The organism is Salinivirga sp. (assembly GCF_055145285.1).
Window position 1 is genome coordinate 1 of sequence record NZ_JBSRDC010000081.1, and the last position, 16,584, is coordinate 16,584.

Genomic DNA, 16,584 nt, shown 5'->3' on the forward strand with positions numbered 1-16,584 from the left:
AACACTGTTTTGACATTATAAACTACTTTTTTTCTGGAGTTTCAAAAAAGATATCGCATAAATAAACAAAAGTAATTGTTGTTGATTCTCTTTTTAAAAAAGTTTCGGATGGATGTGATCCGCTTTGATACAAAAACACATAAAATTTTCCAAATTCAAGGCTTTTATCTAAATTCGTAGGCTAATTAAAAATTGTTAATATCTGCTCATTTAAATAAAAAACCATGACAACAATCCTACAAGCAGAAAACATCAACAAATCATTTATTAATCACAGAGCACTTACAGATGTTTCTCTCGAAATTTCAGAAGGCAGCGTATTTGGTTTGTTAGGCCCCAACGGAGCAGGCAAAACCACATTAATACGCATCATTAATCAAATTACACAGCCCGATAACGGGAAGGTATTATTCAATGGACAGCCATTGCGGCGCAAACATGTAGAGCAAATAGGCTACCTCCCCGAAGAACGCGGTTTGTATAAAAAAATGAAAGTTGGCGAACAAGCCCTTTATCTGGCCAGGTTAAAAGGTCTCAGCAAACACGATGCCCTGAAAAGGTTAAAATACTGGTTCGAAAAATTCGGAATACAAGACTGGTGGGGTAAAAAAGTAGAAGAACTCTCAAAAGGAATGGCCCAAAAAGTACAATTTATCGTTACAATAATTCATGAACCCAAATTATTGATTTTTGATGAGCCATTTAGCGGTTTTGACCCAATTAATGCTAAACTGCTGAAAAACGAAATATTAGATTTAAGAAAAAAAGGCGCTACCGTAATTTTTAGTACCCACAACATGGGCAGTGTAGAAGAAATATGCGATGAAATTGCACTAATCAATCAATCACACAAAATACTGGAAGGTAAAGTAGACGAAGTAAAAAAACGCTACCGAACATTCGAGTATGAGTTCCATTATCATGGCGTTGAGAACCTCTCAAACAAGTTGCCTGAACAATATGAGGTAATTAACGATGAAAATAAATCAGGAGAACAATTTGCCCGTATAAAAATTCTGGATGGCACATCTCCCAACGAACTTCTGAAAGAAGTAATGCCACATGCAACCATAAATGCTTTTAAAGAAGTTATCCCCTCTATGGATGATGTTTTCATCGAAGTTGTTAACAAGTACGAGAACAAAAACTAAATATCCCAAAACCATGAATAAAACAAAATACATAATAAAAAGAGAATATATTTCAAGGGTTAAGAAAAAATCATTTTTGTTAATGACCCTGATAGGCCCAATACTTTTTGCCGGCCTACTGGCAGCTCCAGTATGGTTTGCTACCATGGAAGATAGCGATACAAAGCATATTGCAGTGATAGACTCATCGGGTATTTTCGATTACACAAAAGTTTTAAAAGAAAGCATTACCCTCAATAGCAGAAGGTTTCAGTCCGAATTGGACAAATACCAGAAAAACCTGCCTCCAATCGGAAGCGAAATGAAAAACCTCAATGATAAACTCCACCTCATTGCCAACAATCGGGACACACTTATGGGGGAAAACCTGAAATTGGGATTTATCAATGAAGCCAGAAAAATTAAAAAAAGTCACAATTTACCGCAACAACCTTTTGATTCTCTGGCCACCAAATATGCCAACATGCTCCCTTTAATCAATCAACGATTAAACGATGTTAAAGGAAAAATTGGAAATACTTCCACAGCAAAATTTCACTATAAAGACTACAATTATAAAACGGTAAAACAAGCTATTCGCAACGGTGATTACTATGCTGCTGTTTTTATTCCGTCTAATGTCCTCTCGTCCCTTAAAATCCAAACATATGCACAGAAATCGCTTTCTATGGGATTACGAAGTCATATAGAAAGCTCCATAGAACGCGAAATAGAAAACCAAAAACTGCGCAATGCGGGCATCGACCAGGAGATACTTCAAAACATGAAAACCAGCATTAATGTAGCAAGTATTAAAATTACTGAAGATGGCGAAGAAAAAGAAGCACGCCCTGAGATTGCCATGATCATTGGATACGTTGCCGGGTTCCTTATTTACATATCAATATTCATGTTTGGCTCACAAGTAATGCGCGGTGTAATTGAAGAAAAAACCAGCCGCATTGTCGAAGTTATTCTGAGCTCGGTAAAGCCCATGCAATTACTTATGGGTAAGGTGCTTGGAGTAGGTCTCGTAGGTCTGACACAATACCTGATTTGGATTATCATGACCGGACTGCTAACTTTTGGAGCCTTCACCATACTTGTGCCCTCGGATGCCTCTCAGCTCCAACAACAAGCTAATGATTTTGTTGGCAGTGGTGGCATGCAGAGCATGGCTCCGGTAGTAGAAGGAAACATGGGCCAAATGCAGGAAATTATGGCGTCCATTACCAGTGTCAACTGGCCACTAATACTTGGCACCTTTCTGTTTTTCTTTATAGGCGGATACATGCTGTACGCTGCATTATTTGCGGCCGTTGGATCAGCTGTTGATAACGAAACCGACACCCAGCAGTTTATGGCCCCCATCACCATTCCATTAATTTTAGCCTTGTTTGTTATGATTAATACGATAAATAACCCGGAAAGCGCCCTTACATTCTGGTTTTCTATCATCCCATTGACCTCTCCCATTGTGATGTTGGTAAGAATACCATTTGGAGTACCAATCTGGGAGTTAGCCCTATCGATGGGATTGCTTTTCGCAACTTTCATAGGTATGATCTGGGTTGCCTCGAGAATTTATAAAACAGGCATTCTCATGTTCGGGTCAAAAGTTTCTTACAAAGAATTGTGGAAATGGATTAAAATAAAGCACTAAAAGTTATAAATTCATATCTGGTGAAAAATATAAATTAGATGAATCTTAAACATATGAATTTAATACCTTTACCAGGTCCGATGATCAAACCAATACAATTTGCAAACAACCATATTATAAATCGTATAGGAAAATATTAAGACAAATTATACCTTAGCAAAATAATAGGAAAATTAAAAAAACAGCCATATCAAAAAACCAGATATGAACAAACGTATAGCCATTTTCGATTTGGGGTCAAACGCTTTCAAATTGTTAATTGCCGAGAAAGCAGATATACCTGAAGGGTTTAAAATAATACACAAAGAACAATCAGGAGTAAAGCTTGCAAGCAAAGGAATTACAAAAAAAATTATTACAGAAGATGCACGTTTGAGAGCGCTTGAGGCTATAGCATCTTTTAAAGTTACTGCAGAAAATTACAAATGCAGAACCATCAAATGTACCGGTACATCTGCCTTCCGTGATGCACAAAATGGACAGTTGCTGGTAAACGAAATCAAAGAGCGCTTTCATCTCGATGTAGAGATAATCAGCGGGCAACGAGAAGCAGAGCTCATACACAAAGGAGTTCAAAAAGCTTATAAACTCGAAAAAACACCAGTGCTGATTATGGATATCGGAGGTGGCAGCCTGGAAATCATAATTGCTAATAAAAAAGAATTATTTTTCCAGAAAAGCTACGATCTGGGTATGCGCAGAGTAATGGAAAAGCTCAAATTAACCGACCCGCTTACTGAAGAAGACAAAGAACGCATAATTAAATTCTTCGACGAAGAATTTAAAGAACTGGATAAAACTGTTAAAAAATATGAGCCAGAAGTACTTTTAGGCACCAGCGGAAGCTTTGAAACCATTAGCAACCTGGTAGAAGCACAAAAAGGCCGCCCGCTTAAAAAAATTGATACGGCTGCCTATAAGTTGTCGCGCACGCGCATCAAAGAACTGCACGACCACCTTGTTTTTATGCCTGAAATTGAAAGACGGGAAGTAAAAGGGATGGACATGATTCGGGTAGATCTCATGTCCATTGCTATTGTCTTCGTAAATCATATTATTAAAAAGTTTAATTTTGAGAAAGTCTTCTTTTCCGCTTTTGCATTAAAAGAAGGTCTACTAACAGAAGCACTTGAATAAGGAGTAAGCTATGGCAAAAATTTTAGTTATTGACGATGAAGAGAGCATAAGAAACACGTTACAGGAAATACTTGAATATGAAAAATATTCGGTTGATGTATCTGAAGACGGTGAACAGGGCCTCGAATTGATCAAAAATAATGACTATAATGCCATTCTTTGCGATATAAAAATGCCTAAAATGGACGGTATTGAAGTCCTGGAACGTGTAACAAGACTACAACCCGACACGCCGGTTATTATGATATCCGGACATGGAAATATTGATACCGCTGTAGAGGCAATAAAAAAAGGTGCTTACGATTTTATAGAAAAGCCATTGGACCTGAACAGGTTGCTTATCACCATAAAAAATGCTCAGGATAAATCTACCCTGGTAGAAGAAACCAAACGACTGAAACAAAAGGTTTCTAAAAACTTCCAAATGGTCGGTAGCAGTGCGGCCCTCACACAGGTCAAACAAATGATTGAAAGAGTGGGTCCAACAGAAGCCCGCGTGCTCATTACCGGAGAGAATGGAACAGGCAAAGAACTTGTAGCACGGCAACTACACGAAATGAGCCAACGTAAAAGCTCAGCATTTATTGAGGTAAATTGCGCCGCCATACCCTCTGAGCTAATTGAAAGTGAACTATTTGGACACGAAAAGGGAGCTTTTACATCAGCCAATAAGCAACGTAAAGGAAAATTTGAACAAGCCACTGGAGGCACACTTTTCCTCGATGAAATCGGAGACATGAGCCTGAGTGCACAATCAAAAGTTTTACGCGCATTGCAGGAAAATAAAATTACACGGGTGGGCGGCGATAAAGATATTGACGTAAATGTGCGCATTGTGGCTGCAACCAATAAAAATATGAACGAGGAAATAAAGGCCACCCGTTTTCGGGAAGACCTCTATCACCGTATTAGCGTAATTCTTATTAATGTACCGCCGTTAAGAGAACGTACAGAAGATATTCCAGAGTTGGCAGCGTTTTTCAATGAGCAAATTTGTGACGAATATAAAATTAAGCCGGTAAAAATTTCTAAAGACGCGATTGAAGAACTTCAAAAACTCCAATGGACAGGTAATATCCGTGAATTTAGGAATGTTATAGAACGACTTATCATACTCAGTAATGAACAAATTACAGGGAACGACGTAAAATCCTTCGCACATCCTTTGAGTACAACCAAAAAACAGTAATCATGCAGACACTTCACATAGATGGAACCAAAGTAAGCCCTGAAGTAGAATTAAATCCAAAAGAAGGAGTATTTTTCATAAAAGGCACTTCAATGTCTGAAGATGCTGTAGGATTCTATATGCCCATCATAGAATGGCTAAAACAATATGCCGAAAACCCAAATCCTAAAACAGACGTAACTTTTCATCTTACTTATTTCAATACAGCATCATCAAAACTTTTGTGGGAGATTATGATTCTACTCCAGGAAATCTATAATGGCGGGCATGATGTGAAAATAGACTGGATTTTTCAGGACGAAGATGAAGATATGGAGGAAGCTGGCGAAATATATGCTGAACGTATGGATATTCCCATCAACCTGATAATAAACGAGGATTAACCAAAATTTTCTTTTGCCCGGTTACTAATACTCGTAAAATGCTTTAGAAGGCAGGGATCCGGATTTTTTATATGCTTCACCACATCGTTGGCCCAGACTACATAGTCATATTTCCGTTTTCTTGACCATGACAAATCATACTCCAGAATATCGTTAATATTACAAGCTTTATCTGCAATTTTTATTTTCGCGGCATCTGCCGAAAGTTCCCCTGCATGCGCTACCTGCAATTGCTTTCGCTTTTTCGATGGTAAGGTCATATCATCGGTCATTTCCTCGACCAGCCCGGCTACTCTTGCAGAAAAATCATTTGCAAGCGATTCTAAAGTATATTCCGTATCTTCAATTACATCATGCAGCACAGCAGCCTGCAAAAGTTCTACATCCCTGTGCCCACACTCGGCCAACATTAATGCAACCTTTACCGGATGATTGATATAAGGAATTTTTTGGCTGCCCTTGCGCCGCTGATACCTATGCAGCCAGGCTGCTTTGGCTACAGCACTAAGAATACACGCAGGCATTTCATTTTTATCTATCATTGTACAGCTAATTCTATTTTTCCTAACTTGTTCCATTCATAAACCCGGTCTTCACCAAAGTCCAGAATTATTTCGGGCGTTTCAACCTCTGCATCTTCAACACCTGAAAAGCCTTGCTGTTCAATCACAACCGGTAAAGTCATAGCATCTCCGCCCGGCTTTATTCTTCGGGTTTTAAATACACGCTTATCACGTTGAACTTTCTCCCCGTTTTTTAGCTCATAAGTTTGTGCGCCCAAATCAACTCCAAAAAGGGGTTTTGCAGCCCTGCTTTCAATTTTCCAACGCACTTTGCCATTGTAACCATCTATCAAAGTTCCATAATAGAGCACTATAAAAATTTTACCGCCCTTGGTTAAAGATGCATAAGGTTGCCATTTCCAATCGCGTTCATGATATTGCGCATTGGCAAATTGCGTTAGAATAAGAAAAATGGCTGTGAGTAAAACTAATTTCTTGGTCATATTTTTTAGCACAAAATTTATCAGTTATGTGGCACTCCAAAAAGGGTTGTTTTACCCGATTGCAAAAAAAAATCAATATTTTAAAACTGGAAATAGATAAACGGCTGTATGTCGGCTGCCTGAATTTGGAAAATAAAGAAGACCACAATTACAATAATTGGAATTTTCAAATACCAGGGTACAGCAATGTACCATCGAATATAGTATTCTTTAATGCGGGAAGGTAACCAATGAAAAACAAAACCAATTAACATGAGTAGAAAAATCCATTTATAACCGGTCAAATATTCAAAAGTTTGGCCCCATTGCCAGTCGGTGCCAATTTGTTGTAACATATTTCCAACTATTTCAGTACTTTGAGCCCTGAAAAATATCCAGGCAAAAGAAACTATGTGGAAAGTAATAAAAATGGCCACTGCCCTACCCCATAAGCCTGAAAATCTGAAGCTTGTAACAGATCTTATAAATTTATCGATAGCTAAAGCAATACCGTGAATAGCACCCCAAATAATAAACCGCATGCTGGCTCCGTGCCAGAGCCCTCCGAGTATCATGGTAATCATTAGGTTCGTATAAGTTCGCATTGTGCCTCTCCGGTTACCACCCAGTGGTATATAGAGGTAATCTTTTAACCACGATGAAAGTGAAATGTGCCAGCGCCGCCAAAAATCTGTTACACTGGTTGCCTTGTAAGGCGAACGAAAGTTAACAGGCAATCTAAAACCTAAAAGCAACGCTACTCCAATTGCAATATCAGTGTATCCGCTAAAATCGCAATATATCTGAATTCCGTAACCATATACGGCCATCAGGTTTTCGAATCCCGAATAGAGCAATGGTTGCTCAAATACACGATCTACAAAATTCACCGAAATATAATCGCTTATTACAATTTTCTTTACCAGACCGTTCAGAATAAGAAAGGTGGCATAGCCAAACTCGTAAGCGGTGAGTTTGAACTTCCTGTATATTTGGGGTACAAATTCTGCCGCACGAACAATAGGTCCGGCTACAAGTTGCGGGAAAAAGGATACGTAAAAACCGAAATCCAGAATATTTTTCACCGGTTTAACCTTATACCGGTAAATATCTATAGAATAACTAATGGTTTGAAACGTATAAAAAGAAATACCGACCGGGAGAATAATCGTGTAAATATCGAGCGAAGTATTGGCAAGCTCATTCAAACCCATCGCCAGATAATTCACAACCTGTATATTGGTTCCAAAAACGGTATTGATCAGATCAGTATAAAAATAAGCGTACTTAAAGTATGACAGCACAAAAAGATTAACAAATACGCTAAGCCCAACCAGAAACTTTCGTCTGTTGGGCATATTAATGTTGTATATACCCCAACCAATAAAATAATCTACTATTGTACTGAATATGAGCAGAAAAAAGTAATATCCACCACATTTATAGTAAAAAAAGAGACTTATAACAAATAACCAAATATTGCGCAGTTGCATGCGCTTTTGTAGTGCAGAAAATCCGGCAAGAACCACAAGAAAAAATACCCAAAAACTCCAATGGGTAAATATCATTGGAATGTTTTCCTGGTAGGTAAATATCTTACTTAATAAATCCTGCATTTAACATAGAATCAAATGGCTTCGCCACATTCACTAAAGTTATTTTTTCGGCATAACCGTGTGCTCAAAACTATTCAACAAAGCATTAAAAAACAAATCGCCCTGCAAATGATAACCTTTTTTTGAAAGATGCACCCTGTCACGCGCGCTCAAACCATACATATCCCATTGACGCATGGCGCCTTCACCGCCCATTACAGTATAAAAATCCCACACAGCTGCATCAAATTTTACTGCAATTTCTTTTATTGCCTCTGCAGCCTTCTCTACCTTTTTGTTGGGTAAATATCCATTAATGAAATGATCGCCGGGCGTGGTTAAAATTAATGCTTTATCGGGGAAAACTTTTCTTATTTCCTGAATTAGCATACCATAATACAAGGTAAAATCACTTATTCGGGCATAAATATCGTAAATATCATTTGTTCCCAAAGATATTATTATCAAATCAGGGTTTGTGAAATTTAAAAACTTTGTAAAATTGCTACATTGTGCAAAATCTTCTGCTTTTGCCCCATTAAGACCCAAAGCATGATAAGTAATACCGGGAAGGTCATTTTTCAGTCCAATACCATATAATTCAAACGGATGGAGACTATCGGCACCTAAAACCTTTACTTCAACAGATTTCACAAGTTGCTTTAGCCCGACATTAACCTTACCCTGCCCCGGGTATATCTTCACTCGATTACCTGAGGGTGTTATCAGAAAGGCCGTATCAGTTGTAGCATACCACATTTCTATTTCACTAAATCCGGAAAAAGGTAAAGTATCATACTGGCTGATTCTTAAGTCAATAACAGAATCGGTAGAGAAAACCTTGGCCGGGATTAAACCTGTATGCACATTATGCTCTTTTACTCCATTAACAACTTCCCATTGGCTTGCCGATCGAATTAAATAATTCCCCGGATTGTTGGTTGCTGCAAGATTATAAGGAAATATAACGCCTCTTGCTCCTTCAGAACCCGGAAAAAATCGCTGCATGCGTCTCCTGATTTGGCCGGTTAAGAAATCAGCCTGAATGTGAGAATCGCCCAAATGTAGAATTTCAATTTTCGATTTTCCGTTCAATATCAGATTCTGCCATTCCTGAAAAAATGATTTAAACCCGGGTAAAGATGCCGGGTTACCCGTAAGCTGGTTTTTATCGTATCGGATAAATTGATATTGGGGCACTTCGTATGGATAATCCTGTGCTATTGAATACCCGGGTAATAAAATAAGTATGAAAAGTATTTTGAACACACGGATAATCATGTAAATAAATTTTATATATCAGGATTGGCCACTGTGGCACTATCGTTATTTTGCGTCTGATACTGATTATATTCGTACATAATAGCATTATACATCATGCGAGCAACAATGCGTGCACCGCGGAAATTAAAATGGGTAAAATCTTTCCGGGCCAGTGGTGGTTGAGCAAAAACCCATGCAGGCATTGAATTGTGGCCCCCCATGGCCTCATACATGTCCCAGAAAGCACAATTACTTTTAAATGCAGCATTGCGCTGCGCATTTCTGATTTTAGTAATATTAGGATACGATTCGTACCAGCCATGTTTTTTTTGCGACATGTCACTCACACTTACCACCAATACAGGGATCTCACCTGCAGCTTTTTTCAGGTGAGTCAACTGACTTACTAACTGCCTTTCGTAAAAGTTGTAACTATTTACAATATGCGGAACTACATTAACACCAAATTGAAAAACAATCAACTTCACGTTCAATTGTTTGAAGAAACGTGAAAGTATTTCCGTTCTCATTTTATAAAATTCAGCACCTCTACTACCCCTCCAGGCAATATTATCTACAGCAATTCCTGTAGGCTGATCAAATGAAACCGCATAAAAATAAGGCAAACTGTCGCCTGAAACTTCAAAGGTTATATTTTCGGGTGTATGATTCAATTGAAGCCCAAAATAATTTAATGGACCGGAGCCATCAACCACATCCTTCAGTAAGAGTGAATCTTTTTCATAAATAGAAAGATTGAATAAGCCACCTCCCCTGCCAAAAAATAATCGAGCCCAGCGAAAATGCCGACTCGATAAGTAACTATATTTCGATATTTTATAGTTAAGCTTTCCTGAAAGCACAGAGTCGCTACCATTGAGCATTGAACAAGAACCCAGGATTCCGTAATTCTGATAATCGAATATAGAATCGCTGCGCATCATTACGGTATGTTTTTCCCAGGGCCCCTCAGTAGTGATTTGCATGCTCGAATTTTCACTTACAGGCTTGTACGCTGGCAGCAATCCCGGGCCACTACCGCTGTATGTTTTTTGAAACCGGTTACGTAAATAGCGTGTAATACGGTCGCCCTCGATTTGCGAATCGCCGTAGTGTAAAATACGAATAAGACTCTTTGAAACGTTACCTGTGCGTAATTCCTCGAAAAAAGGTTCCAGCATACGGGTATTATCCTTCGGAAACTCAATTGGTTGTATCCTGTCGCGCAATTTAGATGCACGCGCTCTTACTGTGTCAATAATTTTTTGAGCATTATTTGTTTGCACATGCTGGGTGTCAGCCTGCATTTGTTTTTGCTGCAAGCTGTCTGTAATGCGGGCAGCAGTAATAATACTATCCAGGTTCACATATTGTGGTTCTTCGGCAGTAATCTGATCCAGGTTAAGAAACTTTATCCGGAAATCATCAGTAACCTTCAGACCTTCGGAAGGAAAAATCCACGACAGCATGGCCAGTAAAGCCAGTACCAGTGTAAAAAAGAGCAGTATATCCCGGGGCTTTACAGGCTTAACATTCATAAGTTAGTTAATACGTTTAACTTTAATTCGCTGGCCTGCTTTTAAATACCGGCCGGTAGTCAAGTTGTTCATACGTAAAATATCCCTGTCACTAATTCCTTCGTATCGCTTGGCTACCTCCCATAAGGTTTCTCCTTTTTTTAGGGTATAATATTCATACTGACCATCATCCGGGTATTTTTTAGAAGTCTGGTTGCCCTGCACATTTTTAACAGGGTTTCCTTCCCTTTTTTGTTTTTGGGCGAATGAAAGTTTGTTAATGCTTTTATAATTGGCTGCGCGTGATTTTGGGACATACACATTGAGCCGTTGCCCGGTCCGAATCATACTACCTCTGATACCGTTCCAGTAGCGCAAATCACGGGTTCGCACATCATACCAATCTGCTATAAAACCAAGGTTATCGCCGGGCTTTACCCGATAGTATAATCTTTTATAATTACCCGATGGAGCATCTCCGTAGTAGCGTTGTTTATTGGGCTTTTTGGCCAGTATTTTGGGATTGAAATAAATTGAATCTTTATATTTCATAATAGAATCCTGCAAAGTAATAAAATCTGTTGCCCGCTTATAAGGCAAGCGCAAGGCGTATGCTTTCCCTCCCGGGATTATATTTCGCCGATACTGGGGGTTTAAATCCTGTAATTGCCCAAGAGGCAGTTGCATAACTTCGGCCACTTGTTTTAAATGTAATTTTTGCTTAACCTTTACCGTATCTGTTAGCAAGGGCATTTCTATATTTTTTGCCTTAAGATTCAATTCGTCCTGATGGTGAAAAATATATAGCACCGCAATAAACCCGGGCACATAACCACGTGTTTCCCTGGGTAAATAATAATACAGGTCCCAAAAATCTGTTTTGCCGCCACTTCTTCGAATGGCTTTATTCACATTTCCCGGGCCACAATTGTAGGCAGCAAGTGCCAGGGTCCAGTCACCAAAAATTTCATGAAGTGAATTTAAATAATCTGCTGCTGCATAGCTTGATGCTACCGGATCTCGCCGTTCATCGACGAATGAGGTAATTTCCATATCGAGAAATCGCCCGGTAGCATACATAAACTGCCACAAACCTGTAGCACCCACACGCGAAACGGCTCTGGGGTTTAATGCAGATTCAATAACCGGTAAATGTTTCAATTCCAACGGAAGTCCTTTGGCATCCAGAATAGCCTCAAAATACGGAAAATAATATTCGGATAGTCCAAGCACTGTTTCGGTCAGTTCACGTTTATCTTTGAGGTATACCTTAAAATAGCTTTTTACAATTCTATTGTAAGTCATGTCAAAGAATACAGGCATCTCAGCCATATTTTTCTTGATAACCGAATCATGCGGCATCAATAAACCAACATTATCGATTTCTTCCATTTCTATAGTGTCCTCCTGATCTACAGAACGGCTTACATACCATGAATGCAACAAGCTGTCATAGTCTTCCGTTAACTGGTTTAACACTATCTGATCGTTTACCTGACTGGTATCGGTGAGCAAATTTGCATTAACGGTTTGCACAGTTAAGGCTGTCAATAAACTCAGGGTAGTCACTAATATTTTCATCTGTTTATTTTTAATTGTCAATGGTCAGACCCGCCTGCCATAGTAGTACGGCGGGCAGGTGTAGCTCGCCATGATGAGCTGAATATCTGACACATAGTATTTCTATCTTTATTATAATTATGCTTGTGCCTTGCTTCGCCGAAGCTATGCGAAGGCGCAGCCTCGCTCCGCCAAAGCTACGCGAAGGCGCAGCCTTGCTTCGCCGTCCGCGTTCGCTGAAGCTATAGCGTTTCACCTGCGGCAAGTCTATGGCGACCGAAGGGAAGCGAAAGCTATGCGAAGGCGCGTGTGTTAAAAATTTTGTCAGGGCTCGGTTCATGAAATCAATATTTACAGTTTGGTTTGTTTATGTTAGAGCATACGCAAAAATCGTACAATCTATAACAAATGTGGCTTGTATGTTAATTAAATACAGCCCAGTGTTCAAAATTAAAAATTTATTGTGAGTTTGACACCCATTGCATTTGAAGTTTTTAACAATGCGGGATTAAAGACTAATTGGTTGTAGGTGGGTTCATACCTTAAAGTAAGGTCATCACTGATATCATACTGGTATAAGTGGGCATCAACATTGGCATCAATAATTTGCAGCAGATAAAGCGCACCGAGGCCGATATAATTCAGATCACGATTTCGGCGCCAGTCCTCCCGCAGTTTTCTGATACTGGCTTTGTCAATATTTTCATAAATAGGATCTATTTCTCCTTCACCTGCTTCAAAGGCAACTTTTTGTTGATAGAGGTTGCGGTATTTGATATATATCCTGTTATTGAATCTGATAAAATAAGCGAAAGTAGCAAAGCCTCCATAAATGATCGGGACTTTCCAATATTTTTGATTGTAAACCTGCCCTGCCCCGGGAACAAAGGCAGAGAGCCATGTGGCAACTTTTGGGGAGTGCGATTTCTCTTTCTCGACAACAACTTTAGATTGGTCAGCTTTTTGCCCCACAGTTATCGAACAAAAAAATATTGCCCCCACAATTAGCCAAAAACGCATGGGAAAAGCTTTAATCGTTTTTAACTTGATCTAATAATCCGATTATTCGCTCAAGCTCATCATCACTTTTAAAAGGAATTACAATCTGGCCTTTGCCATTATCGTTGCGCTTGAGTTTTGTAGTAGTATTGAAGAAAGAATCGAGTTGGTTTTGCAACTCTTTATACCCTGCTCCCAGACCTTGTTTTTTCTGTGTTTTCTGAGTATTTTTATTTTGTTCTCTAATATTGAGCCCTTCGTTAATACTCTTTGCCAATTCCTCTACTTTCCTCACAGAAAGTCCTTCTTTGACAATCATTTCAAACAAGTACACCCGGTCATCATCATTTTCTATATTAATTAGTGCCCGTGCATGACCCATGGCAATAACTTTATGGCGAATACCTTTTTGTATTTCAGCTGGCAAATTGAGCAATCGTAGATAGTTGGTAATGGTAGAACGCTGTTTACCTACACGTGAGCTCAAATTTTGCTGAGTTAGCTTACATTCGTCTATAAGTCGTTTGTAACTAATGGCTATCTCAATGGCATCCAGATCCTCGCGTTGAATATTTTCAACCAGGGCGAGTTCCAGCATTGCCTGATCATCGGCTGTACGAACATAAGCGGGTATAGTTTCCAGGCCTGCTATATGAGCTGCACGGGTTCTCCGCTCACCGGAAATTATCTGATATTCCAGATCACCTACCTTACGTACTGTAATTGGTTGTATAATGCCAAGTTCCTTTATAGAAGCAGCTAATTCTTCTAATGCTCCCTCGCCAAACTCAGTTCTTGGCTGAAAAGGATTGACCTTTATCTGTGTGAGCGGTATCTCCGTTATTGCATCATTTTGTACTGGTTCTTCTGCTTTGGGTGATTCTTCAATTAAAGCACCTAGTCCTCTTCCTAAAGCTTTCTTCTTCGCTACCATTTTAAAAAAAATATGTGATTAATCTACTTGTTTTTCTGCATTCTCCATATTAGTGGCATCGTTGCGTTGCAACAACTCTTTAGCCAGGTTCAGGTAACTGGTAGAACCAATGCTGTTGGCGTCGTACAAAACAATGGGTTTGCCATAGCTTGGAGCCTCACTGAGCCTGATATTACGCTGAATTATAGTGTCAAATGCCATTGATTCAAAGTGTGTACGTACTTCGTCCACTACTTGATTAGATAGGCGTGTTCTTCCATCGTACATGGTGAGCAAAAATCCTTCAATTTCCAATTCACGGTTAAGGTTACCCTGAATAATTTTAATGGTATTCAGTAATTTTCCTAACCCTTCTAATGCAAAATATTCACATTGTACAGGAATAATGGTAGAGTCGGCGGCTGTAAGCGCATTCACGGTAATTAATCCCAATGATGGGGAACAATCGACTAAAACCCAATCATAGTTTTCTTTTATTTTATTAATTACACTTTTGAGCACATTTTCCCGATTGGGCATATTGAGCATCTCAATTTCTGCACCTACCAAATCGATATTAGATGGAACAAGGTCAACATTGTCCATTTCAGTATTCAGAATGGTTTTTTGAGGATCAACCTCATCCACAATGCAATCGTAAATACTATTTTTCACATTTCTTACATCGAAACCAAAGCCTGATGTAGCATTTGCCTGTGGATCAGCGTCAACCAAAAGTACTTTTTGCTCGAGCACCCCTAAACTGGCCGCAAGGTTTATTGCTGTGGTCGTTTTTCCTACTCCGCCTTTTTGATTCGCTAGTGCAATTACTTTTGACATGTGTATTTATTTAAAATTCAACGTTTTACAAAAACAATCTTAAAAAAAACAGTTTTTTCTAAGAACCTGCAATTTAATCAAAATATTGTATGTTTTATAAAATGTTCCACGCAAAGATACATGCAAAATTCTACCTTACTGACATTCAGCTGTAATGAGGCATAAAAAAAATCAAACCGATCCATAACCAACTAAATGGCAACTACATACAACAAAAAACAGAGACTAAACCACTGCACTGCAATGGCTTTGTATGTTTTTAATACTACAAAAAACGAATTAAAACAATTTATATTCACACAACTTAGTTTCAATAGGACCGTTATACAACACTGTACGTGAATTAGTTTTTAGCCCTATGTTTCTGATTGCATGATCATTGCCGGAAAGCACCCAGGCATCATATCCTTTAAATTGTTGTTTCAGGTGATCACCAAACCTCCGGTATAATTTATCAACTTCATGCGTTTTCACTCGTTTATCGTAAGGTGGATTGGTTAATATGGTTCCATGCTCGTCTTCTCCCTGAATGGATTCGAAATCGCCGGTTTGTACAGCGATGTATTTTTGCAAAAAGGCGTTTTGTATATTGACTTTTGAATAGCCTATCTGTTTGGGCGAAATATCTACACCCAAAATAGGAACTTCAATTTTTCTTTGGTCGTCTTCCTCTTGCACTTCTTCGAACATTTTGCGTTCAAAATCGTTCCATTGCTCAAATCCAAACTGTGTTCGATAGGTGCCCGGTCTTATATTGGCTGCTATGAGTGCCGCCTCTGTTAAAATGGTCCCTGAACCACAGAATGGATCCACCAGCTCATTTTGGCCCTTCCACCCAGTTCGCAATACAAGACCAGCTGCCAACACCTCATTGAGTGATGCCTGACCGTGGTGAGCTCTGTATCCTCTTTTAAACAAAGCCTCTCCACTTGAATTAAGTGATATGGTACAACTTTTATTGCTTAGATACACATCAATGCGAACTTGAGGATTTTCTTTATCAACATTGGGCCTTCGTCCGGCATTATCTGTAAAATAATCTGCAATGGCATCCTTGGTTCTTAATTCAAGAAAATGTGAATGATCGAATATTGTTGAATTGGCAGTAGCATTAATCAAAATGGTTTTGCGTACTTTGAAATATTTGCCCCAGTCAATTGCACGTACTTGTTCATAAAAATCATTTTGGTTCTCAATATTGAAGGTTTTTATTGGAACCAGTACATTCAGGGCCGTCCGCAGTGCTAAGTTTGCGCGATACATCATAGCTTTATCGCCTTCGTATGAGACGGCTCTTTTAAATTTTTCAATATTCTGCGCACCCAAATCATGTAGCTCCTGTGCCAGAATATCCTCCAGTCCGTGAAAAGTCTTTGATAATAGTTGCATATTGGAATTTTCCTGAATTAA

The 16,584-nt window shown here is 39.0% G+C and carries 15 protein-coding genes; 5 read left to right on the forward strand and 10 right to left on the reverse strand.

Features of this window, described 5'->3' with window-relative positions; all coding sequences use genetic code 11:
- The first annotated feature begins 224 nt into the window (after positions 1–224).
- The 5 genes from ACTB0Y_RS16640 (at position 225) to ACTB0Y_RS16660 (ending at position 5,502) form a co-directional block, all read left to right on the forward strand.
- A complete protein-coding gene (locus ACTB0Y_RS16640; protein WP_463207967.1) occupies positions 225–1,151 on the forward strand; it encodes an ABC transporter ATP-binding protein in 927 nt (308 codons plus the stop codon).
- Positions 1,152–1,164: 13 nt separating this feature from the next.
- Entirely contained in the window at positions 1,165–2,793 is a 1,629-nt protein-coding gene (locus ACTB0Y_RS16645; protein ID WP_463207968.1) for an ABC transporter permease, read from the forward strand.
- A 204-nt stretch (positions 2,794–2,997) separates the two neighbouring features.
- Positions 2,998–3,930, forward strand: a complete 933-nt coding sequence (locus tag ACTB0Y_RS16650; protein ID WP_463207969.1) for a Ppx/GppA phosphatase family protein — start codon at positions 2,998–3,000, stop codon at positions 3,928–3,930.
- Between the two features lie 10 nt (positions 3,931–3,940).
- Positions 3,941–5,119, forward strand: a complete 1,179-nt coding sequence (locus ACTB0Y_RS16655) for a sigma-54-dependent transcriptional regulator (protein WP_463207970.1) — start codon at positions 3,941–3,943, stop codon at positions 5,117–5,119.
- A 2-nt stretch (positions 5,120–5,121) separates the two neighbouring features.
- Positions 5,122–5,502, forward strand: a complete 381-nt coding sequence (locus ACTB0Y_RS16660) for a DUF1987 domain-containing protein (protein WP_463207971.1) — start codon at positions 5,122–5,124, stop codon at positions 5,500–5,502.
- On the opposite strand, the gene ACTB0Y_RS16665 is transcribed toward ACTB0Y_RS16660, so the two are convergent.
- The 10 genes from ACTB0Y_RS16665 to ACTB0Y_RS16710 all read right to left on the reverse strand — a co-directional run bounded on the left by ACTB0Y_RS16665 (position 5,499) and on the right by ACTB0Y_RS16710 (position 16,563).
- On the reverse strand, positions 5,499–6,044 hold the full coding sequence (locus ACTB0Y_RS16665) for an HD domain-containing protein (RefSeq protein WP_463207972.1): 546 nt from the start codon (positions 6,042–6,044) through the stop codon (positions 5,499–5,501). The two genes, ACTB0Y_RS16660 and ACTB0Y_RS16665, sit on opposite strands and share 4 nt — an antisense overlap.
- Positions 6,041–6,508, reverse strand: a complete 468-nt coding sequence (locus ACTB0Y_RS16670; protein ID WP_463207973.1) for a hypothetical protein — start codon at positions 6,506–6,508, stop codon at positions 6,041–6,043. The genes ACTB0Y_RS16665 and ACTB0Y_RS16670 overlap by 4 nt, the downstream gene beginning before the upstream one ends.
- An 80-nt stretch (positions 6,509–6,588) precedes the next feature.
- Positions 6,589–8,103, reverse strand: coding sequence for an MBOAT family O-acyltransferase (locus tag ACTB0Y_RS16675; RefSeq protein ID WP_463207974.1), 1,515 nt, complete (start codon positions 8,101–8,103; stop codon positions 6,589–6,591).
- A gap of 39 nt (positions 8,104–8,142) precedes the next feature.
- Entirely contained in the window at positions 8,143–9,363 is a 1,221-nt protein-coding gene (locus tag ACTB0Y_RS16680) for a GDSL-type esterase/lipase family protein (RefSeq protein WP_463207975.1), read from the reverse strand.
- Between the two features lie 11 nt (positions 9,364–9,374).
- Complete coding sequence (locus ACTB0Y_RS16685; RefSeq protein ID WP_463207976.1) at positions 9,375–10,883, reverse strand: SGNH/GDSL hydrolase family protein; 1,509 nt, start codon at positions 10,881–10,883, stop codon at positions 9,375–9,377.
- A 3-nt stretch (positions 10,884–10,886) separates the two neighbouring features.
- Positions 10,887–12,443, reverse strand: a complete 1,557-nt coding sequence (locus ACTB0Y_RS16690) for a lytic transglycosylase domain-containing protein (protein WP_463207977.1) — start codon at positions 12,441–12,443, stop codon at positions 10,887–10,889.
- A gap of 429 nt (positions 12,444–12,872) precedes the next feature.
- Positions 12,873–13,442, reverse strand: a complete 570-nt coding sequence (locus ACTB0Y_RS16695; RefSeq protein WP_463207978.1) for a DUF5683 domain-containing protein — start codon at positions 13,440–13,442, stop codon at positions 12,873–12,875.
- Between the two features lie 10 nt (positions 13,443–13,452).
- On the reverse strand, positions 13,453–14,355 hold the full coding sequence (locus tag ACTB0Y_RS16700) for a ParB/RepB/Spo0J family partition protein (RefSeq protein ID WP_463207979.1): 903 nt from the start codon (positions 14,353–14,355) through the stop codon (positions 13,453–13,455).
- A gap of 18 nt (positions 14,356–14,373) precedes the next feature.
- Complete coding sequence (locus ACTB0Y_RS16705; protein WP_463207980.1) at positions 14,374–15,174, reverse strand: ParA family protein; 801 nt, start codon at positions 15,172–15,174, stop codon at positions 14,374–14,376.
- Between the two features lie 279 nt (positions 15,175–15,453).
- Complete coding sequence (locus tag ACTB0Y_RS16710; RefSeq protein WP_463207981.1) at positions 15,454–16,563, reverse strand: THUMP domain-containing class I SAM-dependent RNA methyltransferase; 1,110 nt, start codon at positions 16,561–16,563, stop codon at positions 15,454–15,456.
- Positions 16,564–16,584 lie beyond the last annotated feature (21 nt).